Genomic DNA, 23,508 nt, shown 5'->3' with positions numbered 1-23,508 from the left:
ATTACACTTATCACTTAAGAGTGATTGAGAGGTACATGACATGTTTAGTATGACGCAAATTCTAATTATTTTACTTATTGTCATTTTGTTATTTGGAACTAAAAAGCTGCGTAATATGGGCGGAGATCTTGGTGCGGCTGTAAAAGGCTTTAAAAAAGGCATGAGCGATGACGATAAATCCGATAAGCCTTCGGAAAAAATTGAGAAACAAGAAGGTGACATTATCGAAGGTGAAGTCACTAAAGAAGAACAGAAAAATAAATAAGCAACTCTCATGTTCGATATCGGCTTTTTAGAGCTCACTTTCGTCGCGATCATTGCGCTTATCGTATTAGGCCCAGAAAGATTGCCTGTTGCAGCAAGAACGGTAGGGCGTTGGATCGGCAAAGCTCGCAGAACATTTAACTCGGTGAAAAGTGAAATTGACCGAGAGCTTCAACTTGACGAGCTCAAAAGGCAACTTGCAGAGCAACAACAAAGGATGGACCAATTCATGAATGCTCGTCCGCTCGACGACCTGACAGAAGAAACGCAACGTCAAATCGAAGAGTCGAAGGCTGAGTTCTATAAAGAGATGAACGAGCAAAACGAATCGGATGCCAATAAAGACAAAGAAGAAATAGAAGAAATGTCAGGTTGTGAAAATCCCGTAGAATTCGAGCCATTACCAACTAACAGCTCAACCGACAAAAAGACATCCGATGACAGAGCCGTGGAAAAGCCAACTAATAGCTCATCATCAGAAAATACGATTCATCCCGAACCAACGAAAAAACAGTCAAATACATGAGCGAACAACAACATACCAGTGACAAGGAAATGCCTCTTCTTGCACATCTCGTTGAGTTGCGGAACAGATTACTCAAAGCTGTTGCCACAATATTCCTGATTTTTTTGGGCCTCATCTATTTTGCCAACGATTTATATTTATTTGTTTCTCAACCATTGATGGCTAGCTTGCCCGATGGTAGTGAAATGGTTTCAACGAGTGTTATAGCGCCCTTCTTCACACCGTTCAAACTGACATTAGTATTATCCTTTTTTCTGGCTGTTCCTGTTGTACTGCATCAGGCCTGGGCTTTTATTGCACCCGCTCTTTATCAAAATGAAAGAAAGCTTGCGATTCCGTTACTCGCCAGTAGCGTCGTTTTATTTTATGTGGGGATGATTTTTTGTTATTACGTAGTTTTTCCACTCATGTTTAAATTTTTTCCATCGGTAATTCCAGAAGGTATTCGTTATATTCCCGACATGAGTGATAGCCTGGATATTATGATAAAACTTTTTTTTGCTTTCGGAATAGCTTTTGAAGTACCCATCGCAGTCATGTTACTCATTTGGAGTGGCGCAACAAAAGTAGAAACACTTAAAGAAAAACGCCCCTACATCGTCGTTGGTGCGTTTGTAATAGGAATGCTTTTAACGCCACCGGATGTTATTTCTCAAACATTACTAGCTCTACCAATGTGGCTCTTGTTTGAACTCGGCATCATTTTTGCTTTGTGGATAAAGCCACAAAAAACACAAGATAAGTCAGCAGAGTCATCTTAACGATTGTCCATTTAATTCTCATTTTGGATAGATACTACAAGAATATGTTTTAGTCATCCGACCAATTATCAAAATCGACAGTTCACCTCAAAGCTTTAAACAATTGACCGATCTAAAAACCATTGCCAACCTAGGTAAACATGACTCTAATTATAATAAATAATACGACCGTTCCATCCTACTTTCGACTCGTTCACGAATCTTAATAATAAACACAAATATCGCTTGAATAAATCTGTGTCGGTCCCATATATTTATTTGGAACAAAATGAAAAAACGGGCATCTAAAGATAAATAAAGCTTAATAAGAAGGAAAGAAATTATGTACTTGAGCATCCAATCAAATAATATAACTTTGAATTCTTTGGCAAAAGAAAATATTAAAAAACGTGCTAGACGAGTGTTTTCCAGAGTCGAAGATAAAATTGATAAAGTACTGATTAACGTTAAGGATGTAAATGGACCAAAGGGAGGTCCCGATAAGCTTTGTAAAGTCATCATAGAAAGCACTGTATCTTCAACTATCGTTGTTACCAACCGCAAACAAAACCTCGCTGCGGCTGTCGATTTAGCCCTTACTAAAGCATGCTTTAATTTGACGCAAAAAATGAAGCGTCGAAAAGGGAAAAAAGTTAAGTCGATGCCTGACTCAACCTTGGAAGTTTAACATTGACAACTGCCTGAGTCTTTTTCTAAAGCTCAGGCAGTTGCAACTAAAAACAGTGAGTAGTAACCAAAAACCTATTGGTAAATTTGCTTTTCTAGATCATTTAGATTTCTTTCAAGTTCTGAATACTCGCTGTGTTGAATATTTATATGACCGACTTTTCTTGCCGGTTTACAAGCTTTGTCATACCAATGCAATTGCGCATTGGGCAACTTAATATCACGCTCGGCTACTTGTTTACCTAATAAGTTTAACATTGCAGTCGATGTTTTTAATTCCGTATCACCTAATACAATTCCCATGATTGCTCGCAGATGATTTTCAAATTGGCTACAACTAGTTCCCGCTTGGGTCCAATGCCCACTATTATGAACTCGGGGAGCTAATTCATTAACGAGTAACTCGCCGTCTACAATAAAACACTCCATCGCTAAAACACCAACATAGTTAAGCTCAGTCAACAATTTATCCAAATAAGACTTTGCTTTTTCCTCAAATGCTTTTTCAAACTGTAAAGTTGGCACTTTCGAAGTCAACAAAATACCATTTTGATGTTTATTCTCCGTCAACGGGTAAAACGCAACATGCCCATTAAGCGATCGTGCAGCGATCATTGAAACTTCAGCTTCAAACGCAACCCACTTTTCAACAATTAAAGGTTGTGACGGAAATTGACAGACAAACTTATCGATATCTTCTTCAGTTTTAATGGTCCACTGATTTTTTCCATCATAGCCTTGTTCTAATGACTTAATCACAACTGGTAAACCAAGATTTTTGATAGAAGCTAAAACATCGTCAGGTGATGAAGCCTCAGCAAAGGGCACTGTGGGTATACCTTGATTATTTATAAATGTTTTTTCTTCGAGTCTATTTTGAGTAATTGAAACGGCTTGCGGATCAGGTGCTACACGACAATAATTTTTCAAATTACTCAATAAACGAAGATCAACATCTTCTTTCTCTACAGTTACAATTTGCGGCGACCCTAGTGCATCAAAGATCGCTTTAGCAGACTCGTGACCAGAATACGTTACGACATTACCCAACCCTTTTATAGATTCAGAGTCATCGCCCGGAGTTTTTACAAAACTAAAAGTTATTCCTAATGATTGGCCAGCCTCAGCCATCATTCTCGCTAACTGACCAGTACCATAAATTCCAATATGCATTACTCCACCTCCTCAGGTACCGAGTCACTTTGGCTGGCACGCCAGTCAACTAATTTCTGCTTAATTTCATTGTCCGTAAGCGCCAAAATTTGCGATGCCATTAAGCCCGCATTGAATGCCCCAGGTTCTCCAATGGCTTGAGTCGCAACAGCAACGCCTTTTGGCATTTGAACAATCGATAACAAGCTATCCAATCCCTTTAAACTTTTACTTTGAACAGGAACCGCAATGACAGGCAATTCAGTCATCGAAGCTGCCATTCCTGGTAAGTGAGCAGCACCACCTGCCCCAGCAATAATCACTTTAATTCCTTTTTCAGAAGCACTTTTCGCATATTTAACGAGACGATCAGGTGTTCGGTGTGCCGAAACAACTTTGGCTTCATATTCGATGCCCAAAGTCTCTAACAACTCAGTCGCACGTTTCATAGTTGGCCAATCGGATTGAGAGCCCATGATAATTCCGACTTTAACTTCGCTCATTTTATTTGCTCCTAAAACTAAAGACTTTGACTAAGTACCTGGGCCAACAATATATAAATTGGAATACCCACCAATACATTAAAAGGAAAAGTAACGCCTAAACTCGCAGCAATAGACATACTATGATTTGCGCTTGGTAAAGCGACTCGCATCGCCGCGGGTACGGCAATATATGAAGAGCTTGCTGCTAATACAGCAAGTAATGCAACACCACCAGTAGACATTGATAAAACAAAATGACCAACGGCTCCGCCTATTAAAGCTCCAACCATTGGCATAAAAACAGAAAATGCCACTATAAACAGACCATTCTTTTTTAACTCTTTCAAACGACTTGCAGCAATAATTCCCATCTCTAGTAAAAAGAGTGCAAGTACGCCACTGAACAATCCTTTGAATAAAGGCATAATAGAATTAATGCTATCATTTGAAACAGCACCGATTATTAATCCACCTAACATAAAGACAATGCCTGGATTGAGAAACATCTCATGGATCAACGTACTTAACTCTCCTTTCTCACGGCGCTTTTGTGCGAGAAAAATACCTACGATAATTGCTGGTATTTCAAGTAATACAACAAAGAGAGCAAAATAACTTTCATAAGGAATGCCAAGAGAATCAATAATTGCAATCGCCACCGCAAAGGTACCAACGCTTACAGAACCATAATGCGCAGCAATACTCGCCGAATTGGTTGTATCTATTCCACCAAAAAATCTTAAAATAGGAAATGCAATTAAAGGAATTACCACTCCAATTGCGATAACCGCAACACCTTGGATAACCAGCTCAAACGTGGCATGTTCTTTTAATGCGATACCACCCTTTAGACCTATTGCAATAAGCAAAATGAGCATTAACGTGCGAGAAAGACTTTCTGGAAATTGAAAGTCTACTTTCAAAATTCGAATAACCGCACCAAAAATGAAAAAGAGTACAACCGCATCAATACTCATAACTTACCTCTGCGTAAAGCCCATTGACTGGTGAGCTTTCGCTCCTCCAAGTACGGAAGATTTTTCGTTATTCTTCTGACTTGGCTCTCTTAACCAGGTAATTAAAGCCGCAACACACAAACCAACACCCACCGCTGCGAATGACATATTTATTAAGCCACTCCACCACAAAACTGAACCAGATGTAGCGAACAGCACTCCCACGAAACTACAAAACATCAATTGGCGTATATTGTTCATTAGTGCTCCTAAACTCTCTTCACGTCGCAGATTATTCCAAAACAAACACCTAGATTAAAATAGATTTAACTTATGCTTTTGATAGACATTAATCTATTTGTATTCAATACCTATTTTTATCCTTATATTTCAATGCTTTACTAAGGCATTATCATCCCACTTCGAAAAGAATAGCTTAGCTATTACTAGACTTTTTAGTTATTTCATAGATAATTATCTATGATTAAGTTAGAGGAAAAATAATATGAGTTCACGACTGCATGCTCGAATCGGCACCTTCCGACAATTAGAAATACTGCTTTCCGTCTATCAAAATGAGAGTATCAAGCAGGCCGCTACGGAGTTGCATCTCACTCAACCAACGATTTCAATGCAACTGAAAAAATTATCAGACAGCATCAACATGCCGTTGTACGACCAAGTGGGACGCAAGCTTGTATTTACAGAAGCAGGTAAGTCGCTCGCTCAAGCCGCGCAAGATGTGCTTAATAGAATGGAAAGCTTGGAGATGGACTTATCCCAATTACGAGGCTTAAAAGCAGGAACACTTAGATTATCGGTCGTAACCACATCAAAATATTTCATTCCTCATTTACTCGGACCATTTTGCCAACGGTATCCTGATGTCGATATCGAGTTTAACGTAGGTAATCGTCAACAAATCATAGAACGGTTACGACAAGGTACCGACGACTTTTTTGTATTTAGTAATTTACCTGATAGCGTTGATTTTGAAGCAATCGACTTTCTGGAAAATCCACTGGTTGCTATTGCGCCGAGTGATCATCCATTAAGCCGACGAACCAACATTGATTTGAAACAACTCGAACACGAACCTTTTTTAATGAGAGAAAAAGGTTCGGGTACACGATATGCGATTGAAAGTTACCTAAAAAGTCATCAAGCAAAAGTAACGGTTCGAATGACCATTGAAAGCAATGAAGCAATAAAACACTCCGTTATGTCAGGACTTGGTATTTCTATATTGTCAGAACACACTTTGGCTTTCGGCGAGTCAAAAGGATTAAAAATTCTCGATGTAAAACAACTACCAATAATTTCCAAATGGTTTTTAATTCGACCACGCAACAAATATATCTCGCCAATTGCAAAAACATTTTTAAATTATATAGAAACAGAAGGTAGAGAATTAATAAGAGAGCAATTAAAGAACTTACATTAACCGACGCTATTATCGTTGGCAAAAGTATTTAACACCTTGCTTTTGTAAGAAAGCTTCCGCATCACTACCTTGCAAAGAAGCCAAGGTCGCTAATAGTCCAGCTTGCGTACAATTATCGGCTATAACAGTGACAGTTTTTGGCGCTCCTGCAACAGGATAACCTGTTTTTGGATTTAAAATATGACTGAAACGATTACCCTCGTGCATGATAAAGCGTTCAGTATCACCACTGGTACAAACAGCACCAACGGTTAGATCGATTCCTCGTTTAACACCGGGCAAGTAACTTTCAACACCAATGACCCAACTTTTTCTCGACTTGGGCGCCGAAGTAATTCTCAAGTCCCCACCAAAATTAATAACGACTGATAACTCAGGAAACTCTTTCTGAAGAATACTTGCGGCTCTATCAACAGCATACTCTTTTCCAATACCACCCAGATCAATTTCCATATTTTTCGGTAAAGTAATTGTCGAACCGGAAAAGTTAACTTTCTTCCAGTCTACCAAAGGTAATAACTCTTTAACTTGTTCCGATGTCGGAAAAGCAGCATCTGGCTTGAAAGTCCAAATACGTCGCAAAACGCCCGATGTTATATCGAACAAACCATCACTCATTTGAAAACACTGATCCGAAAAGTTTAATAAGCTCTGTGTTTCCTCATCAACAGATACAGCTGCACCATTACTCTGATTAATTTTTTGAGTAACACTATCAGAAAGATATCGACTGTATTTTTTTTCTATTCGCCATGCCTCATGAGATACCAAATGCATAACACGATTAGCAATCTTTCGTTCGGTTGATTCCACTAGACACTCACATGGACTAGCCATAGCAAAAAATCGCCCTGCATATCCAAAATCTTTCGGAATCAGCTTTTCAGAAACTGATTGCATTTAAATGATTCCCGTATAACGTCTACCCAATCAAGTTTATCAAAGATCCTTTAATTCCCATATAACCATTAAAATGAATAAGAATATTGTACGAAAAAGGCATCCAACTCTGGATATATCTCAAGATTATTTAGCACACCAGGATGCGAACTCAAAGTATCTTCAGGTGTTTGCTTGTAGTAAGAAAAACGTACAGACATATCATTTCCTGCCGATGTTTTCCAACCATACTTTAAACCTAGCGTATAAGCACTAAATTCACCCAGTCTAATATCTGCAGATGCATATTCAGGTAATGTTTCACCATCAATTAAATAAGGCCGATAAAATTCAGCTGCCGATTGTTGATACCAACGCATCTGTGGCTCGATATATGAGTTATTACCAACCCAAAAGTAGTGACGATAATCAATCGTCTGAGAGCTAATGTCCCAGTTATCGGTCATATATCTGATCGAAACATCAGCTATCGATTCATCAAAGTGGTGCTTTGTTTGCCAAAAGAAACTATGCTTCGTTCGTTTGTCTGGTCGACTTTCAAATAAATGATCTGTCGCTATGCCACCCCCATCGACAGTTGAAATAATTTTAAAGGGGTCATTTAAATAACCGCTAACATTAGAATAAGAATAATTAAACTGCATTATGGTTGAACGATTAATAACTTGTGTCCACCCCAATAATAGGTCGGTAGTTTGCTTGTCATCGCTACTGTCAATACGAGTTGCATTAAATGCTGCACGATAATCGTCTTCTGTTGGAAACTGTCCAAAATCAATAACCATCGAGGAGAAAGGATCGGGTATTTTACCAACCGGCTCGAAAGTATCATTAGCAATCGAAAGACCAACAGAAAACGTCGAGTTTTTCTTATTAAAATCCCAAGCTAAACTTCCATTAAAAGCAAGAGACAGGTAATCATATTCTTTTGAAAAATGTATTCCGTAACTACCCGTCGACTCTCCCCACGCAGCCTTAGTCCACTGAGCGTTCAATTGTAATCGAGTATCACGAAAAGTATCGTCTAAAGGAATCTCTTCTGCTGAAACTATATATTGGCCATTACCAGAGGGACGCGTAAACGTTTGCTCACCAGGTTGTACAATTGCACCGGAAGGAGATGCTCCCGTTAAACTATCAAGCACAACTTTAAAATTAAAGACATCTTTCACGTCAACTTCACGGGTTGCGCTAAAAACCCCTTCTAAAGCAGAAACACGATCTTGCTCTCCGTAATAGAGAACAGCAGAGTCAAATCGCCAGTCTTTAGAAAAGTCCCAAAAGTCGCCCTCTGCTTTAACAGAAGGACCCACTAATATGGCCGTTGCAGCGGCGAGTACTCCTGCAACATTATTATTACGGACGCGATTGTATGTCGCGCTTTTTCTTTCATTTAATTGCATCCGCAACCTCCACCAGCAAAACTTCGTCCACCACTGGTAGCTTCTTTTGAAAAATAAATATGGTCGTCTAATCCTGCTTCTACAGGATCCGCTACCAGAGCCATCTGCGACTTGGCTAATAAATCTCTTTCCCAAGGCTCAACACCTAGACTAGAACAACCACTTAGAATCAAACCGAATAGCAGGAAAATTGTGGACTTAAGTCTAATTTCTCTTAACTTCACTTTATTCTCCTGAACTTTTAAGTAATTGCTCGATAGCATTTTCGTATTCAATCTTTTTCTCTTCATTAAATCCGACATGTCCACTTACCAAAGAACCATCACGACTAATAATAAAACTCATAGGCATTCCTTTTAGTTTAAACTTCTCGGCTAATTGCCCCTTGGCATCAAAAATAACTTTAAAGCTCGCTGGATTTTCCTCCAAAAATGCATCCGCCAAAGATCGTTCTTTATCCAGGTTGACAGTTATTACTTTGAACCCATCCGATTTATGTTTCCTCAACATGTAATTCATCCATGGAAAAGAATGTCTGCATGGCTTGCACCAGGAAGCCCAGAAATCGACGTAAATAACTTGCCCCTTGTTAACATCCAAGAGCTCTTGCAATTCGACTTCGGGATCAACCTTAGCCAACGCACTGTTACTAAAGCTCCAAAACGACAATAAAGTTACCAACCAAAGTACGTTCTTCATGTTCACCATGTCGACCTTCATCCAAACACCATGACTAAAATTTAGTTTATTAACTTCAATTTAAGAGAAATAGATAAAAAACTCTATTGGACAGATGTCCTGACATGCTCTAACCAACTGACTTCATTGCTTTTTATTTTAGAAATAATGAATTAAGGCTCTTTTATAAATAATTTTAACTAGTCTCTGAACTATAATGACGACATCAAATCCAATTAATAAATACCTAACTCCAGGCGCAAAAATGACAGACCGGGTACTCAATTACTTGAGTCGGCTGAAGCTGACAATCGCTCTCTTTACAATTATTGTCACTGTAAACATTATTGATATTTACACGGACTTACTTGAAGGCTCTAGCTTGACACATGTTCTTGAAGAAACAGTAATGATTCTTATTTTTATTAGTATCATTATCGTATTAATTCGAACACTGCTTGATAGCTCCCAAAAGCTCAATACCCTTAAAGTTGAGTTAATGAATATAAAGCAACTCCATGCTCAACAAACAGAAAAGATGAGTCAAGCTCGTAAAAATTACAGTGAAGTTATTCAGCATCAATTTAATGACTGGAAATTAACAAAAAGCGAAAAAGACGTGGGATTCTTTTTATTAAAAGGATTGAGTTTGAAGGAAATTGCAGCGATTCGGAATGTAAAAGAAAAGTCGGTTAGGCAACAAGCATCAAACATTTACTCAAAGGCAGGCGTCGCCGGGCGACATGAGTTTGCAGGATGGTTTTTTGAAGATATGTAGCGGAATATTAAAAAATTTCGTTGTCTGACTTTAACCTTTTCTCTAAAGCTTTTAAGTTTTCGAGAGTAGTTTCTGCTATTTGCTTTAATGCTCGTTTGGTAAAAAATCCCTGATGACCAGTTATTAAAACATTAGGAAATGTCGTGAGTCGCATAAACAAATCGTCCATTATAATATCGGTCGATAAATCCTCAAAAAATAAGCTAGCTTCTTCTTCGTAAACATCAATCGCTAAATACCCAATGTGTTTTGACTTTAAAGCTTCATAAACAGCTTGCGTATTTATTAATCCGCCGCGTCCTGTATTCACTAAAGTGACACCCCTTTTCATCATTTGAATAGAGTGGGAGTCAATCATATGGCGATTATCATTTGTTAATGGGCAATGAAGAGTGATGATGTCAGCGCGCTGATATAGCTCTTCAAGGTCAACGTATTGAATACTCGATTTACTCATCAGATCTTGATTAACAACAGGATCTGAAGCGATCACTTCACATCCTAGCCCATTAAATATATTCGCGACTATTGAGCCAATATTGCCCGTACCAACAATACCCACCGTTTTACCAAATATTTCTTCACCAGATAAACCGGTTAATGAAAAATTACCCTCTCTAACTCGGTTATATGCTTTATGAGTGGAACGATATAATGTTAAAAGTAATGCTAATACGTGTTCAGCGACAGCATTGGGTGAGTAGGCAGGCACCCGTACACAACGAAATCCTTTCTTTTGCGCATATTGTAAATCGATATTGTTATAACCAGCACACCGAAAAGCGATGTATTTCGTTTTTCCTTTGCTTAAAGTATCCAGAACATTCTTATTTATTCGATCATTAACAAATACACAAATAGCTTCAAACTCAGAAGCCATAACAACTGATTTTTCAGTTAAGGAAAAATCAAAATATCGAACCTTATACCCATAATTTTTATTTGCTTGATTGAAAAATTCTTCGTCGTATTTTTTAGCACTAAAAAAGCCAATATTCATATTCAACTCACACGTTATTGATTTGAGGGAAATCAACTTTTGGAAACAATTCAATGATACCGCTTTTACCTTCAAAGTCGGTTACTAACCAAATTTGATCAAAAGGATGCTCCTGTGGAATATGTAAAGACTTTATATTTCGAGCAATTAATTCTGCCGTCCATTCGGGATGAGCATTTCGTATCACCAGCCAAACACGATCACTACGATATTTTTTTTCAGCTTTCGAAAGCAATATTCGCTGAAGAGCATCGACCAACCTTTTCTCAATATTTTTTTGGCGCTCCAGGAGCTTTAATGCTTCTCGAGTTTTTGAACCAAGTTCCCTGCCCAATATCTTCATAGCCTCCTGTTCTGAGGCATAAAGATGAGCCACTTCAAGGTCGAGTCTTACTCCTTTTAATCGACAGGATACATCTGGCTTGACAGGTTTATTGTGCCAAATATGACGAATCTTCACACCCTTTGCTGCTTCGTAAAGTCGCATAAATATTTTTGCCGCTTGGTGCTCTAATTCAATTTTTTCCTGCTCACTTCGATTTAATGCCATTTATATTTACTTTAATTTCTGACAGTAAAGTTAGTATAAGTCAGGCCAGCGCCTAAGATACAGCGCTCAAAAACACTTTTACGATAAGATCCATCAGTACACATCTTATTGCGAAATAAACACAAAAACGATATCCTTAACTGGTATGACCAGAACATCAAGGAGAGACAGTATGCGTAGGAAACTAAGTGCTAATTGGCTGAAACGAATTCTCAACTTTTGGCCACCTTATTTAGGCTCTGGAATTAAAGTGCTCGAAATTTCAGAATCTTGGGATTACGCTCGAGTAAGGCTCAAAAAAGGAAAGTTAAACACCAACTATTTCGGTACTGCTTATGGCGGTTCATTATTTTCTATGACCGATCCTTTCTATGTATTATTGCTCACAAACCGACTTGGCCGAAACTATATCGTCTGGGATAAAGAATCGAGTATTAAATACATATCTCCCGGAAAAACAGACGTTTATTGCCAGTTCAGTCTCACCCAAGAACACGTTGATGACATTAAAAGAAAAACTGAAGAATTAGGAAAATTCGAACCAATATTTGAAGTGGATGTGGTTAATACCGATGGAGAGCTGGTCGCCAAGGTTCACAAGCGGCTTCATGTGAAATTAAAGTCGTCGCAATAAAGGCAATATTTAACAGCACAAGACGGTATCTCATATTAAAATACCCACGCTCGACAAACGCAAAATTGGTTTAGAGCTATTTTTAACAGACAAGGAATCTATGATGAATCGACTCAAGGCAGTTGCCTTACTAATTCTATTGCTTTCAGGCTGTGCAACTCAGGTAACCTCTATCAAGGATGGACAAACTCAATTAGCAAAGGCAAAAGGCTATTTATTGCTTAGTGTGGAGACTAATCGAGATTTAAAAACCATTTATATCAATGGTCCACAAAACATTTCTCTCGGCTCTAAAGACATTCGAGCAGGCTCAAACTATATTTTAGTTGAATTGGAAGCCGGAAGTTATACTTTCGAGCGCATTCAACTGGATCGTTACTGGTATATGAAACTGGACGAAGAATATTGGCAAGTCACTATCGAGCAAGGAAAAATTAACTACATCGGTCATCTAGAACTTGTAAGGCCACGCTACTGGAGTGGTGTTTCTCGAGTCGAACTAGTCAACCGCTCATCTGAAGCTCTCGAATATCTGGAAGAGTCTTACCCTGTTGTACTTTCAAACTACCCTATTACCAACAGCGGCCCAGGGGAAGACGATTTTTTTGACATTGCGGCATCATTAAAAAAGGACTAACACACCATGGATATTCGAATATTACTCGCTTTCGCTTTATTTTTTGTGCCATATTGCTTCGCCGAGCCTATCAGTGCTGATAAGTTATTTGATGATCCAGATGTTCAACAGGTAAGGCTATCACCGGATGGAAAATTTGTATCGGCCTATGTTCTTGATGATGAGAATTATTACTTTAGCTTAATCGATACAGAAAAAATGAAAACAACCCGCTCGATTCCCATGGGAAAAGACAATCGCATCGATAGCTACTACTGGCTAAATAATACCGATATTTTGCTGAATATTGATCATAGAAACAAAGATCGAGTCGCTTTGATTTTTAGATTAATCAAGGATAATCAAGTTCAGGCTTTGCCAATAAAAACCCATGGTTATTTTGTGCATGATTATCCAAAAGATTCCAGCAAAGTTCTGTTCGCAAAACATTCGAGAAATCGTAAATACACCAACTTATTTCTTATAGATATCGATAACCTCGCAAATGATGACTTTTCTGATGCTTTAGAAATCGAACACGATAAGTCGACTAATTATTACAGTTATGATCCTAACTTTAACATAATAACTACCTTCGAATATGATGAGGATGACGATAAGCGGACATTCAGTTATCTGCCTTGGGGTAGTGACGAATGGATAACTTACTTGACCATTACAGACAAAGATTACGAATTAAAGTTTAGCGGATTCATAAATCAATCCAAAATCGCAATACTGACGAATAAAGAAACCGACAAAGTCGTATTGAGAGAGTATGATATTTATTCAAAAGAATTCAGTGATATTGTTTATCAACACCCTGAGTACGATCTCGATTCAGCCCACTATAATGAAAAAGGCGAGCTCATAGGTGTCTCGTATCTAAAAAATGGACTCAGACAATGGAATTATTTTGATCCAAGTACAAAAAAGGCAGCTTCCAGAATAGCGAATACTTTTAAAAATGCAGAAACCTACTTCATCGATACCACACATGATAAATCATCGGGAATTCTTCATGTTAATGGCTCCGATCAACCTGGTGAATACTTTCTAATTGATGACAAGGCGACAACGGCTCAGAGGCTACTAGTCTCATACCAAACATTAGATGACGAATATTTACATCCATCAGAAACGTTTTATTTAACTTCGAAAGATGGCAGCAAAATCGAAGCATTTATTACATATCCATCCAGCGATTTCGATTTTAAAACACTATTAGTCATGCCTCATGGGGGACCTATTGGCGTTAGTGAATCCGATCGATTTAACGCTGAAGTTCAATATTTTGCCAGTCGAGGTTTTGCCGTACTCAGAGTTAATTTCAGAGGTTCATCGGGCTTTGGAAAAGCATTCCAAGATCAGGGTGTTGGACAATTTGGAAAACTTATAGAAGAAGATATTACATTAGCGGTTAACACCATATTAAAGAAAAAAAGCTTTAAACATATCTGCTCAATTGGTGCAAGCTACGGTGGTTATTCAGCCGTTATGCTGGCTATGAAACACCCATCAGTATATAAATGTGTGATTGGTGGTTTTGGAGTGTACGATCTGCAGTTACTTTACAATGTTAGTAACCACCGCTCGGGTGGAGAGTTTACCGAGTCTGTTGAAAAAATTGCCGGTAAATACAGAGAAGAACTTAAAGAAGTGTCACCGGTTCATCAATATCGAAAATTGAAAGCACCCATCTTACTCATCGCTGGTAAAGACGACGATATTGCAGACTTTGAACATACTAATCGTTTTAAATATTTACTCAAAAAAACAAATCATGATGTTGAAACCCTGTTCTTTGAAAATACAGGACACGGTCATAGCAGCAACCATGCTCGACAAATTGAAGCGGCAGTTACTTTTGACTATCTCCGTCGAGTCTTAAATTTAAAACTACCCACAAAAAATAAACTCAGTAATTCTGGGCGAGAGGCAATCGCCAGAGACTTTGCTCTTATTGCTGATCGCTATGAATTTGACAATAATACTGATATTGATAAAGAAAAAGCTTTTGATTACTACAAGTTAGCTGCAAAATACGATCATCCTCGTTCTTTATTTAACTTAGGTGCTACTTACCACTCTGGCGACGATGTTAAAAAAGATCTCGCTAAAGCGATCGACTACTACAAAGCTGCAGCAGATCTTGAATATGAAAATGCTCATAAACGCTTGGGAAGAATGTATATGGAGGGCGAGTATGTTAAACAAAACTGGTCTAAGGCTAAGCATCATTTAGAGAAAGCAACTCAACTTGATCCTTCTCCAGATAATAATATTATGCTAGCGAGATTCTATTGCTCAGCACCCAAACCTCACAAAGACATTCACACTTGCCTCAAACTAATGCAGCTAGAACAGTACGATCGAATATCTGAAAGACAGCGTAAAATTGCTGTCGATCATATTAAAAGCGCTATGCCATGGATACTAGCAGAATCTCAATTAACTCAGAGTGAATTGGAAAGTATAAAGCGATTCGCAAAGTCAGTATTCGAACTCAGTGACTACAAGGTGTATTTAGAAAATATTAAACTTGGTTCTTTTGCTTTTAAAGAAAGAGAGTCTTTTGGTGAAAGGGATACGATGGAGCTCGTTGAAGCAGGCACTCATATTCAAGCGTTACCGGAAGATAAAGATCGCTTCGGAGTTCAGTTTGAAGTTGATGCTCCCGGACTTAATACGAGTAAAGATCGTGTCGCTATTCCTGCCCGCTGGATAAAAATAGATGCAGATGGGCAAACAAGTTATCCACGACAATTTACGCTTTGGGGATCGCCCGATGGAACTTGGAGTGCATTCCTTCCTTTTAAAGAAGATACAACTCAATCAAAATGGAAATTACAGCTGTTTAACTGGGAACAACAAGTAATTCTTGAAAGAGAATTTATAATAAACTAGTTCCAAACAGAAAGAATAAAGCAAAGCTCAGTAGTGGGCTTTGCTTTTACTGCTGTTGAAACTCAGCATAAATTTCAATATTTATTGTATCGCCCACCATCGGAATATAAGAATCCATACCGAAGTCGGAACGTTTTATTGTTCCTGTCGCAGAAAAACCAAGCGTATAATAGCCCGTCAAAATATTATCTGCTCCACCATTAAAACTGGCCTGCAACTGAATAGGCTTAGTAACTCCCAGCAGTGTAAGTTCAGCATTAAAAATAAATTGTGACCCAGACTGGCTTGAAGGCTCAACAGAAAGTGTTTTTAAAGTAGCTCGTGGGAATTTCTCTGAATCGAACCAGGTTCCACCCTTTAGCGAATCTTCTAACTTTGGATTATTTACATCGACACTGGCAGTCTCAACAAAAGCATCGAGTCGTGTCTTTTTTATTTGCTTGGGATTAAAGTCTAATGTTGCATCAAATTTATTAAAGCGGCCAATATAAGTTGACAGTCCCATATGAGAAACTTTGAAGAGCACTGTTGTGTGAGCTGGATCGAGCTTGTATTGCCCCGACTCTAATTCTTCGAGCTTAACTTCAACCGATGGCGTTAATAAATAACTGCATCCAGTTAAACAACTAAGAAGCAAAGAGGCGCAAAACAACCGCGCTCCAGTAATCAACTTAACGCTTTGCATCTTTTTCTTGATATAAGGTGCAAATAGCGCCGGCAGGATCCTCTATCACGGCATAACGACGATCTCTTTCGGGTTGCTTTAAAATTTTTCCGCCTAATTTTTCACAAGAAACTAAAGAGCGCTCTAAATCTTCAACCATGATATACATCATCCACACTGGAGGAATGTCTGCATTTTGCCCTAATGCATGACATATACCCGCAGAAGGATCTTTCTCACCTTCTGCCAGCATATTAAAATCATCATAATCGCCCATTCCAACAGGCTCAGGGTGCCAACCTACCACATGCCGATAAAACTCTTTAATTTCTTCGGCATTTGACACCGTAAGATCTGTCCAAACAATTTTACCAGCCATAGTATTCTCCTATTTATTTTGCAGCCAACTTTTCAATGTTGTTCCAATAAAAGTATTAGGATGAAGTCCTCTAAATAACTCGGCACCTTTACCAATGGCATATAAATTAACATCAACGCCAGTATGACCATTCGTCGTCCAGCCTGTATAAGTTGCACGGTTTACAATTCGGCGTAAGAAATCGAACACCTCATCTTTGTTCAATTTCTTTTTTAATACTTTCCACTCTTTTTGTTCAACTGATAGAAGCTCAATTTGCAATTCCGTTAAAAAAACGTCTAAGCTTTTCGTAGTAAGTACCTCATCAGTATAGCTATTCAAGCTCTTCTTCATATTCTTAACAGGGTTTGCATTAAATTTATAGTGGCTATCGTTCTCAATACGACGACCGACAGATAATCCTCCAGTTTCATGATCCGCTGTAATCAAGACCAAAGTGTCGCCTTCTTTTTCAGCAAACTTTATGGCACTTGCGATAGCTTTATTAAAGTCATCCATCTCATGAAGCATGCCAGCAACATCATTATCATGGCTTGCCCAGTCAATTTGACTGCCCTCAACCATTAAAAAGAAACCTTTATCATTTTTAAGTCGCTTTATAGCGGCCTCTGTCATTTGTGATAGCGATGGATGTTTTTGCTCTCTATCTAATACCGACGGTAAACCAACATCAGCGAATAATCCAGCAACCCTATCGCCTGCACCCGAAAGCTCTTTCGCATCAGTGATAACTTGAAAGGACTTCTCCTCAAGTTCTTTCACTAAATCACGATCGTCTCGCTTAAAATACTTCCAGCCACCACCTAGAAAAACATCAACCATGGGTTGTTCGTTGAACTGACTATCAACAAAAAAGTCGGCAATTTCATTGTACTGTTTACGGCTTTCTACATGCGCGATGAATGCAGCAGGAGTGGCATGGTTAATTTGGGAAGTAGCGACCAAACCCGTTTTCATATTTTTCTTTTTGGCTAACTCTAAAACCGTTAACGTTTTAGACTTATCATCTTCGACCGCAATGGCACCATTATAAGTACGAATTCCAGAGCTATATGCTGTAGCTGATGCAGCAGAATCAGTGACCTGATAAGTTCCTTGCTCAATGGACTCATCACTACCATTTGAAACACCAACACTGTTATCAGTTGTTAAAGCTCCAACCAAATATTCGTCAATAAGTAATGGATCAACCCCTTGCGTTTCTGGATTATCTTTAAATACTCGGTAGGCCTTAATATGCGCTGGCCCCATTCCATCGCCAATCATTAAAATAATATTCTTGGGCAATGCCATGTCCTTTGGCGTATCTGCTTGAGCGCTAAAGCCACAAGACAAGATAATGAGAGTCCAAAACTTGCAAAACAATTTCATTTAAAATTCCTATTTGATGCTATTTTATCGGCCCAACGTGTTGGCTCGGGCAATTTAAGCCCACGACCTAACTTGAGAACCCAGTCTACCGACTGCTCAATCGTTATTCGATGGCCGGGTGAAACAAATAAAGGCTTAATTTTATCGCGAGTCCGAAGGACACTACCAACAATTTTTCCTCGGTAACTTAATTTTGTTCGACTCCCTCTGGCATCGCCTGGTTCCACGAATTCTCCTACCAGCCGCGATTTCGCAACACCAATGGTGGGTAAATCAAGCAAGACTCCCAAATGACACGCAATGCCAAATCCTCTGGGGTGAGCGATACCTTGTCCATCGCATAACACCAGATCAGGTCGATGATTAAACTCAGAAAAAGCTTTTAAAACAGCAGGTAACTCACGAAAAGATAAATAACCAGGAACATAAGGGAAACGACAAGGTTCAGTAGCGACCTTATAATCAAGCAACTCAGCAGAAGTGGCATCGTGATAAGTGACTACCGCTCGAATGGTTTGCCCTTGATCTAATAAACCAACATCAACTCCAGCAATCAGCTTTGGTTCAAGAACGTGTTGCTGAATGTCGACTTTTTGCGCTAACGCTAACTGAATTTGTTTGGCCTCATTGAAGTCCGAGGGCCACGACTCAAGTAAACTTTCCAAGTTGAGTGTTTCCGTTAGGTAAAAACACCACTTTAAAAAGCTTTCAACAAATACTCAACTCAACAAACGATTAGTGATGAATCATCGGGAGTATAACCGCAATCAAAGCCACCCAAAGCGTCCAAAATGGATTTTTGGCCGAGCCCTTTTTGTTATTGGCTCTTAACGATAATTCAACTTGCCGGGTAATCTGCTCTTGCTTCTCTAACGTCAAACGCCCAGTTTCAATGTAACAATGGAATAATTGTTTTTGAAATGCGTCAGAGTAGAAAAAGCCGTTAATCATGGCATCTTGAACCACTTGACGGTATTCGTAAGACCAATCGAACTCGCCGTTCACTTTTTCCCAGTTCTCTCCATGCGATAAAGGATGTCCATGACTCTTTAACCAACTATCCAGCGATTTACGCCGCTCAAAAGTGTCGCCACGAGATAAATCAATTACCAAAGCCTGATAAGCAGCCCGATGGTGCTTTCGAGAAAAACGAGTATCTTCGACGACTATGGGTTTGCTCGTATACATTTTACTGCCTCAACTTCTCACCGAGAGCCTTTAGTGTAGTGCTTATTTTTTACACAGATGTGACAATTGTCTTAGATGATGACGGATGACTCAATATTAACTGAGAAAATCCATATGAGAGAAACAAGATAATTAATGGATCGGTTAATTCTGCCGTATCATGAATAAACCACATTTGGCCAAACTCAATGATAAGCAAAGAAAAAAATGAAATAAGTGCCACCCACCCCCAATCTCGAAGCCAGATAAAACAGAAATAACAGAAAGCACCATAGCAAAATAGGTTTTCAAACAATAAATAGCTGTTCATCCACATTGAACCACTTAAAAAGATGCTAAACGGCGTAAGGTTAAAATCTTGCACATTGTCGCTTAACGCAAAAGGATACCAACCACGGGCAAATAGCCAAACCAATAAAATGACGACACAGTAATCAATTCTAATGCGGCGAACCTGATTAATAAAAATAATTGATAAAATGGCGGCGAATAAAACATTTAAATCCATTAAGTTTCGTACAAACACAAGCTGAAAAAACAGAATTAACAACAAAAGTCCCCATCGATATCGATTCAGTATGGGGAAAGGAAATGCTTTATCTATAAAAAACCAAAACAGGCTCCAAGCGATAAATTTGTCCGCCAATAAAAAAGGCGACAATAAATGCCAGTGATAAAGAGGTCGCAGACTAAACTCTATTTGCGCCCAGGTAAGTGATGGTATAAATGGAAACCAGTGAAAGCCAAGCCAACAGGCGCACAACATGACAGGAATAGATATTTTTAGCGATACTTGCTCAGACGAATACCATTGGCTGACTTTTTTAGTCGCCATTATTTTCACAACAACAATACCCAATAGCAAACCAATTAAATTAGCTACAGCATCGAGAGATGAAGCAATTCGGCTGGGCAGAAAAAGTTGCAAAGCCTGCAATAAAATTGCGTAAAAAACACCCACTCCTATCAATAGGAATGTTAGCCAATGCCTTTTTGTTCGCTCATAAGATGCAATGCCCAGCGCGCCAAAAAATCCCAAGGGTAAAAAGAGTAAAATGTTACCTAAAATATCGCCTCGAGTGGTTCGCTGATTAAACGTGAACAACCAACTTAAAATATCCGTTCCTTGAAAATCAGTCATAACAAATTGAAACGGAAATAACGAACCATAAGCAATAAGAATGGAAACAATAAATAAAACCAGCCTCATATTCTGCTCTAATCCATTCACTACTGACGTAATTCGCAACCCGTGATACACTATGCCCTGCTTAAAATTGTTTAACAACTGTTTTTTCAATGAGTTACCACAACTCAAACTGAAGTAATTTCGCGAACGACCCTCAATTTGGCGAAACTAGAAAACTAAGTAGCAACCGTAAATAGTGACCCCTGTATGAGTGAATTATTGCATGAGTTAATTCTCAATAGCGCTAAACGTCACCCTGGACGCGTCGCACTAATCCATAAAGACGAGCATTGGAATTACCAACAACTCACCGACGCCTTAAACCATTTTGCTCAATTCTTATTGGGCCATGGCCTCAGCTCTGGTGGTCGAGTTGCCGTTTATTTACCCAAGCAATTTGAAACCCCTGTCGCTTTGTTCGGTGCTCAATTGGCCGGCGGTGTGATGGTGCCAGTAAATCCCCAACTAAAAGGACCACAGGTGGGGCACATTATTAATGACTCCAGTTCAGAATTTTTAGTGACATCACGCCACAGATATCAACAAATTAAAGAACATTTAAACGACGCAACTTCATTAAAAGCTATCATTTTAATTGACGATCCGAGCCCGCAAGATGCTCAATGCCATTATTGGTCACTTGATTCTCACGTCGATACTTTTCCGCCGCATCGACGTATCAATCGCGATATTGCCGCACTACTTTATACTTCTGGAAGTACCGGAAAACCGAAAGGCGTTGTCTTGTCGCATTTAAACATGGTCGCTGGCGCATACAGTGTTGCTCAGTATCTTGAAAATCACGTCGACGATCGTATTTTGTCCGTTTTACCGTTAAGTTTTGATTACGGACTGAGCCAATTAACCACCGCTTTTTTAACCGGTGCCAGCGTTGTTTTACTGGAATATTTATTGCCCCGCGATGTCATAAAAGCAATCGATAAATATCAAATAACCGGACTAGCTGCTGTTCCACCTTTATGGGTTCAACTGGCAGAACTCCCATGGCCTGACTCACTTGAAAGTTTACGTTACATTACCAACAGTGGTGGCACCATGCCAAAGACCACACTGCACAAGTTACGTTCCAAACTGCCCAATACCCAGCCATATCTAATGTACGGTTTAACGGAAGCTTTTCGCAGTACTTATCTGCATCCAAGTCAATTGGATGTTCGCCCCAACTCAATAGGAAAAGCCATTCCCAATGCAGAAATACTCGTCATTAATTCCAAGGGCGAACTCTGCAAACCAAATGAGCCCGGAGAATTGGTTCATCGAGGCGTCCATGTCGGTATCGGCTATTGGAATAACCCGGAAAAAACAGCAGAACGCTATCGACCACTTCCAGGACAGGAAGGTCTATTAAATCCTGAATTGGCCGTTTGGTCTGGTGATACTGTAAAAATGGACGAAGAAGGCTATCTTTACTTCATAGGCCGGCAAGACGATATGATTAAAAGCTCCGGCTATCGCATCAGCCCGATGGAAATAGAAGAAGAAGTCCATCAATTTGAGGAAGTCGCAGAAGTCGCAGCTATTGGAGTGCCTCATCACCAATTGGGACAAGCTATTGTGTTGGCGATTCAACTAAACAATTCGACGACAAACACGACAGATGCGATATTAAAACAGTGCAAAACTAAACTGCCTAACTTTATGCAGCCTCAACACATCGAACTTTACGAGATGTTACCCAGGAACGCTAATGGTAAAATCGATAGACCCAAACTTGTTGAAGAACACAAACAAAGATTTCAACAATGAAAAATAAACTTTTACACGCCCCTATGTCACAATTTAAAAGTGATGGTGATGACTTATTGATCAATGGAATTCCGGTAACTCAAATAGCGCAAAGAGTCGGTCAAACCCCTTTTTACGCCTATGACCGCTCCGTTATCCAACAGCAAGTCAATAAACTTCGTCAATCGCTCGCAGGTGCAGCCAATATTCACTACGCGATAAAGGCTAATCCGATGCCAGCCGTAGTTGATCTCATGGCTCCTCTCGTCGATGGACTTGATGTTGCTTCAGGAAAAGAATTGCGAGTTGCATTAGACAGCGGCGCCTTACCGGCAACGATCAGTTTTGCAGGTCCGGGAAAAAGTGAGAAAGAATTAACCATGGCTGTGGCTTCTGGAGTCACGATTAACATTGAGTCAGAAATAGAATTTAATAGAGTCGTTACGGTCAGCAAACAACTCAACATAATTCCGCGCGTTGCGATTCGCGTTAATCCTGACTTTCAACTAAAAACGTCAGGTATGAAAATGGCAGGCGGACCACAACAGTTTGGTGTCGATGCAGAACGCGTTCCCGCACTCGTTGATGAAATCAAAAAGGCAAAGTTCAACTTTCATGGATTTCATATTTTCACCGGTTCTCAAAATTTAAATCCTGATGCCATTATTGAAGCCCACAATAATATTTTTGAACTGGCAAAAAAACTAAAAACAGAATGTGATATCACTGTTCCTTCACTGAATATTGGCGGAGGATTTGGAATACCTTATTTCCCCGGAGAAAAGCATCTCGACATTGAACCCGTTACAGCAAATATTAAACGTCTTACCAAAGAATACAGCAACGAATTTGGTAAAACCGAGGTTATTTTAGAATTAGGCCGTTTTCTAGTTGGTGAAGCCGGTGTTTTTATTTGCCAAGTAACCGACATTAAAGAGTCACGCGGCGAGCTTTATGCAATTGTCGATGGAGGTCTCCACCATCATCTAGCCGCATCAGGAAATTTTGGACAAGTTATAAGAAAAAATTATCCCGTTAATGTTGCCAATAAAATGAGTCAAGACAACGTGCAGCCCATTAATGTTGTCGGGCCTTTATGCACACCACTTGACTTGTTGGCACAAAAACTACCATTACCCAATATATCAATTGGTGATTACATTGTGATTTATCAGTCTGGCGCTTACGGTTTTACCGCGAGCCCTAAAGATTTTCTCAGTCACCCTGCACCCGTTGAAGTTTTAATTTAGC

At 39.3% G+C, this 23,508-nt stretch carries 27 protein-coding genes; 11 read left to right on the top strand and 16 right to left on the bottom strand.

What is annotated here, in order from left to right:
• Positions 1-40 precede the first annotated feature (40 nt).
• From tatA to FAX86_RS08825, 4 genes are all read left to right on the top strand, one after another.
• Complete coding sequence (tatA, locus tag FAX86_RS08840) at positions 41-265, top strand: twin-arginine translocase TatA/TatE family subunit (protein ID WP_144392960.1); 225 nt, start codon at positions 41-43, stop codon at positions 263-265.
• Between the two features lie 9 nt (positions 266-274).
• On the top strand, positions 275-790 hold the full coding sequence (gene tatB, locus FAX86_RS08835; protein WP_144392959.1) for a Sec-independent protein translocase protein TatB: 516 nt from the start codon (positions 275-277) through the stop codon (positions 788-790).
• Complete coding sequence (gene tatC / locus FAX86_RS08830; protein ID WP_144392958.1) at positions 787-1,551, top strand: twin-arginine translocase subunit TatC; 765 nt, start codon at positions 787-789, stop codon at positions 1,549-1,551. The genes tatB and tatC overlap by 4 nt, the downstream gene beginning before the upstream one ends.
• Before the next feature lie 322 nt (positions 1,552-1,873).
• Complete coding sequence (locus FAX86_RS08825; protein WP_144392957.1) at positions 1,874-2,218, top strand: hypothetical protein; 345 nt, start codon at positions 1,874-1,876, stop codon at positions 2,216-2,218.
• Between the two features lie 74 nt (positions 2,219-2,292).
• On the opposite strand, the gene FAX86_RS08820 is transcribed toward FAX86_RS08825, so the two are convergent.
• The 4 genes from FAX86_RS08820 to FAX86_RS08805 are packed head-to-tail and all read right to left on the bottom strand — an operon-like array spanning position 2,293 to position 5,071.
• The gene (locus tag FAX86_RS08820; protein ID WP_144392956.1) at positions 2,293-3,390 is read right to left on the bottom strand and encodes a 5-(carboxyamino)imidazole ribonucleotide synthase; all 1,098 of its coding nucleotides are present in this window, start codon (positions 3,388-3,390) and stop codon (positions 2,293-2,295) included.
• On the bottom strand, positions 3,390-3,872 hold the full coding sequence (gene purE / locus FAX86_RS08815; protein WP_144392955.1) for a 5-(carboxyamino)imidazole ribonucleotide mutase: 483 nt from the start codon (positions 3,870-3,872) through the stop codon (positions 3,390-3,392). Before purE ends, FAX86_RS08820 begins: the two co-directional genes overlap by 1 nt.
• A gap of 17 nt (positions 3,873-3,889) precedes the next feature.
• Complete coding sequence (locus tag FAX86_RS08810) at positions 3,890-4,831, bottom strand: sodium-dependent bicarbonate transport family permease (protein ID WP_144392954.1); 942 nt, start codon at positions 4,829-4,831, stop codon at positions 3,890-3,892.
• Positions 4,832-4,834: 3 nt separating this feature from the next.
• A complete protein-coding gene (locus FAX86_RS08805; RefSeq protein ID WP_144392953.1) occupies positions 4,835-5,071 on the bottom strand; it encodes a hypothetical protein in 237 nt (78 codons plus the stop codon).
• A 244-nt stretch (positions 5,072-5,315) separates the two neighbouring features.
• Between FAX86_RS08805 and FAX86_RS08800 the strand changes: the two genes are divergently transcribed.
• On the top strand, positions 5,316-6,254 hold the full coding sequence (locus FAX86_RS08800; RefSeq protein WP_144392952.1) for a LysR family transcriptional regulator: 939 nt from the start codon (positions 5,316-5,318) through the stop codon (positions 6,252-6,254).
• Positions 6,255-6,263: 9 nt separating this feature from the next.
• Here FAX86_RS08800 and FAX86_RS08795 read toward each other — a convergent pair whose 3' ends face one another.
• The 4 genes from FAX86_RS08795 to FAX86_RS08780 form a co-directional block, all read right to left on the bottom strand.
• A complete protein-coding gene (locus FAX86_RS08795; protein WP_205859135.1) occupies positions 6,264-7,154 on the bottom strand; it encodes an FAD:protein FMN transferase in 891 nt (296 codons plus the stop codon).
• Between the two features lie 68 nt (positions 7,155-7,222).
• A complete protein-coding gene (locus FAX86_RS08790; RefSeq protein ID WP_144392951.1) occupies positions 7,223-8,557 on the bottom strand; it encodes a DUF3570 domain-containing protein in 1,335 nt (444 codons plus the stop codon).
• Positions 8,548-8,781 (bottom strand): DUF4266 domain-containing protein, encoded by a 234-nt coding sequence (locus FAX86_RS08785; RefSeq protein WP_246128531.1) that lies wholly within the window; start codon positions 8,779-8,781, stop codon positions 8,548-8,550. Before FAX86_RS08785 ends, FAX86_RS08790 begins: the two co-directional genes overlap by 10 nt.
• A gap of 1 nt (position 8,782) precedes the next feature.
• Positions 8,783-9,256, bottom strand: a complete 474-nt coding sequence (locus tag FAX86_RS08780) for a TlpA disulfide reductase family protein (RefSeq protein WP_205859134.1) — start codon at positions 9,254-9,256, stop codon at positions 8,783-8,785.
• A gap of 244 nt (positions 9,257-9,500) precedes the next feature.
• Between FAX86_RS08780 and FAX86_RS08775 the strand changes: the two genes are divergently transcribed.
• Positions 9,501-10,013, top strand: coding sequence for a helix-turn-helix transcriptional regulator (locus FAX86_RS08775; protein WP_246128530.1), 513 nt, complete (start codon positions 9,501-9,503; stop codon positions 10,011-10,013).
• 7 nt (positions 10,014-10,020) lie between these two features.
• Here FAX86_RS08775 and FAX86_RS08770 read toward each other — a convergent pair whose 3' ends face one another.
• Positions 10,021-11,013, bottom strand: a complete 993-nt coding sequence (locus FAX86_RS08770; protein ID WP_144392949.1) for a 2-hydroxyacid dehydrogenase — start codon at positions 11,011-11,013, stop codon at positions 10,021-10,023.
• Between the two features lie 7 nt (positions 11,014-11,020).
• Positions 11,021-11,563: a hypothetical protein gene (locus FAX86_RS08765; RefSeq protein ID WP_144392948.1), complete on the bottom strand. Its 543-nt coding sequence runs from the start codon at positions 11,561-11,563 to the stop codon at positions 11,021-11,023.
• A 172-nt stretch (positions 11,564-11,735) separates the two neighbouring features.
• Between FAX86_RS08765 and FAX86_RS08760 the strand changes: the two genes are divergently transcribed.
• From FAX86_RS08760 to FAX86_RS08750, 3 genes are all read left to right on the top strand, one after another.
• Positions 11,736-12,197 carry a DUF4442 domain-containing protein gene (locus tag FAX86_RS08760; protein WP_144392947.1) on the top strand — a complete coding sequence of 154 codons (462 nt, stop codon included), beginning with the start codon at positions 11,736-11,738 and terminating at the stop codon, positions 12,195-12,197.
• 103 nt (positions 12,198-12,300) lie between these two features.
• Positions 12,301-12,834, top strand: a complete 534-nt coding sequence (locus tag FAX86_RS08755; protein WP_144392946.1) for a hypothetical protein — start codon at positions 12,301-12,303, stop codon at positions 12,832-12,834.
• A gap of 6 nt (positions 12,835-12,840) precedes the next feature.
• Positions 12,841-15,720 (top strand): prolyl oligopeptidase family serine peptidase, encoded by a 2,880-nt coding sequence (locus FAX86_RS08750; protein ID WP_144392945.1) that lies wholly within the window; start codon positions 12,841-12,843, stop codon positions 15,718-15,720.
• A 46-nt stretch (positions 15,721-15,766) separates the two neighbouring features.
• On the opposite strand, the gene FAX86_RS08745 is transcribed toward FAX86_RS08750, so the two are convergent.
• From FAX86_RS08745 to FAX86_RS08720, 6 genes are all read right to left on the bottom strand, one after another.
• Positions 15,767-16,405, bottom strand: coding sequence for a YceI family protein (locus FAX86_RS08745; RefSeq protein WP_144392944.1), 639 nt, complete (start codon positions 16,403-16,405; stop codon positions 15,767-15,769).
• Positions 16,392-16,763 (bottom strand): VOC family protein, encoded by a 372-nt coding sequence (locus tag FAX86_RS08740; RefSeq protein ID WP_144392943.1) that lies wholly within the window; start codon positions 16,761-16,763, stop codon positions 16,392-16,394. Before FAX86_RS08740 ends, FAX86_RS08745 begins: the two co-directional genes overlap by 14 nt.
• A gap of 9 nt (positions 16,764-16,772) precedes the next feature.
• Complete coding sequence (locus FAX86_RS08735; RefSeq protein WP_144392942.1) at positions 16,773-18,134, bottom strand: alkaline phosphatase; 1,362 nt, start codon at positions 18,132-18,134, stop codon at positions 16,773-16,775.
• Entirely contained in the window at positions 18,131-18,799 is a 669-nt protein-coding gene (gene nfi / locus FAX86_RS08730) for a deoxyribonuclease V (protein ID WP_144392941.1), read from the bottom strand. Before nfi ends, FAX86_RS08735 begins: the two co-directional genes overlap by 4 nt.
• 70 nt (positions 18,800-18,869) lie before the next feature.
• A complete protein-coding gene (locus FAX86_RS08725; protein ID WP_144392940.1) occupies positions 18,870-19,322 on the bottom strand; it encodes a hypothetical protein in 453 nt (150 codons plus the stop codon).
• 49 nt (positions 19,323-19,371) lie between these two features.
• The gene (locus tag FAX86_RS08720; RefSeq protein WP_205859133.1) at positions 19,372-20,622 is read right to left on the bottom strand and encodes a VanZ family protein; all 1,251 of its coding nucleotides are present in this window, start codon (positions 20,620-20,622) and stop codon (positions 19,372-19,374) included.
• Positions 20,623-20,718: 96 nt separating this feature from the next.
• Between FAX86_RS08720 and FAX86_RS08715 the strand changes: the two genes are divergently transcribed.
• Both FAX86_RS08715 and FAX86_RS08710 read left to right on the top strand, forming a co-directional pair.
• The gene (locus FAX86_RS08715; protein ID WP_144392938.1) at positions 20,719-22,278 is read left to right on the top strand and encodes an acyl-CoA ligase (AMP-forming), exosortase A system-associated; all 1,560 of its coding nucleotides are present in this window, start codon (positions 20,719-20,721) and stop codon (positions 22,276-22,278) included.
• Positions 22,275-23,507 carry a pyridoxal-dependent decarboxylase, exosortase A system-associated gene (locus FAX86_RS08710; RefSeq protein WP_144392937.1) on the top strand — a complete coding sequence of 411 codons (1,233 nt, stop codon included), beginning with the start codon at positions 22,275-22,277 and terminating at the stop codon, positions 23,505-23,507. The genes FAX86_RS08715 and FAX86_RS08710 overlap by 4 nt, the downstream gene beginning before the upstream one ends.
• Position 23,508 lies beyond the last annotated feature (1 nt).

The organism is Pleionea sediminis (assembly GCF_007570825.1).
GTDB lineage: Bacteria > Pseudomonadota > Gammaproteobacteria > Enterobacterales > Kangiellaceae > Pleionea > Pleionea sediminis.
Note: the sequence above shows the minus strand (reverse complement) of the source record. Positions and strands in the feature narration are given on the sequence as shown.

Bases quoted from the DNA above. Each gene is read 5' to 3' on its own strand.
- FAX86_RS08710 (WP_144392937.1), top strand. From the start codon at position 22,275: ATGAAAAATAAACTTTTACACGCCCCTATGTCACAATTTAAAAGTGAT.
- FAX86_RS08795 (WP_205859135.1), bottom strand. From the start codon at position 7,154: ATGCAATCAGTTTCTGAAAAGCTGATTCCGAAAGATTTTGGATATGCA.
- FAX86_RS08765 (WP_144392948.1), bottom strand. From the start codon at position 11,563: ATGGCATTAAATCGAAGTGAGCAGGAAAAAATTGAATTAGAGCACCAA.
- FAX86_RS08775 (WP_246128530.1), top strand. From the start codon at position 9,501: ATGACAGACCGGGTACTCAATTACTTGAGTCGGCTGAAGCTGACAATC.
- FAX86_RS08735 (WP_144392942.1), bottom strand. From the start codon at position 18,134: ATGAAATTGTTTTGCAAGTTTTGGACTCTCATTATCTTGTCTTGTGGC.
- FAX86_RS08750 (WP_144392945.1), top strand. From the start codon at position 12,841: ATGGATATTCGAATATTACTCGCTTTCGCTTTATTTTTTGTGCCATAT.
- FAX86_RS08760 (WP_144392947.1), top strand. From the start codon at position 11,736: ATGCGTAGGAAACTAAGTGCTAATTGGCTGAAACGAATTCTCAACTTT.
- FAX86_RS08800 (WP_144392952.1), top strand. From the start codon at position 5,316: ATGAGTTCACGACTGCATGCTCGAATCGGCACCTTCCGACAATTAGAA.
- FAX86_RS08725 (WP_144392940.1), bottom strand. From the start codon at position 19,322: ATGTATACGAGCAAACCCATAGTCGTCGAAGATACTCGTTTTTCTCGA.
- tatC (WP_144392958.1), top strand. From the start codon at position 787: ATGAGCGAACAACAACATACCAGTGACAAGGAAATGCCTCTTCTTGCA.
- FAX86_RS08745 (WP_144392944.1), bottom strand. From the start codon at position 16,405: ATGCAAAGCGTTAAGTTGATTACTGGAGCGCGGTTGTTTTGCGCCTCT.
- FAX86_RS08770 (WP_144392949.1), bottom strand. From the start codon at position 11,013: ATGAATATTGGCTTTTTTAGTGCTAAAAAATACGACGAAGAATTTTTC.
- purE (WP_144392955.1), bottom strand. From the start codon at position 3,872: ATGAGCGAAGTTAAAGTCGGAATTATCATGGGCTCTCAATCCGATTGG.
- FAX86_RS08740 (WP_144392943.1), bottom strand. From the start codon at position 16,763: ATGGCTGGTAAAATTGTTTGGACAGATCTTACGGTGTCAAATGCCGAA.
- FAX86_RS08820 (WP_144392956.1), bottom strand. From the start codon at position 3,390: ATGCATATTGGAATTTATGGTACTGGTCAGTTAGCGAGAATGATGGCT.
- tatA (WP_144392960.1), top strand. From the start codon at position 41: ATGTTTAGTATGACGCAAATTCTAATTATTTTACTTATTGTCATTTTG.
- tatB (WP_144392959.1), top strand. From the start codon at position 275: ATGTTCGATATCGGCTTTTTAGAGCTCACTTTCGTCGCGATCATTGCG.
- FAX86_RS08715 (WP_144392938.1), top strand. From the start codon at position 20,719: ATGAGTGAATTATTGCATGAGTTAATTCTCAATAGCGCTAAACGTCAC.
- FAX86_RS08780 (WP_205859134.1), bottom strand. From the start codon at position 9,256: ATGAAGAACGTACTTTGGTTGGTAACTTTATTGTCGTTTTGGAGCTTT.
- FAX86_RS08790 (WP_144392951.1), bottom strand. From the start codon at position 8,557: ATGCAATTAAATGAAAGAAAAAGCGCGACATACAATCGCGTCCGTAAT.
- FAX86_RS08805 (WP_144392953.1), bottom strand. From the start codon at position 5,071: ATGAACAATATACGCCAATTGATGTTTTGTAGTTTCGTGGGAGTGCTG.
- FAX86_RS08755 (WP_144392946.1), top strand. From the start codon at position 12,301: ATGAATCGACTCAAGGCAGTTGCCTTACTAATTCTATTGCTTTCAGGC.
- FAX86_RS08810 (WP_144392954.1), bottom strand. From the start codon at position 4,831: ATGAGTATTGATGCGGTTGTACTCTTTTTCATTTTTGGTGCGGTTATT.
- FAX86_RS08825 (WP_144392957.1), top strand. From the start codon at position 1,874: ATGTACTTGAGCATCCAATCAAATAATATAACTTTGAATTCTTTGGCA.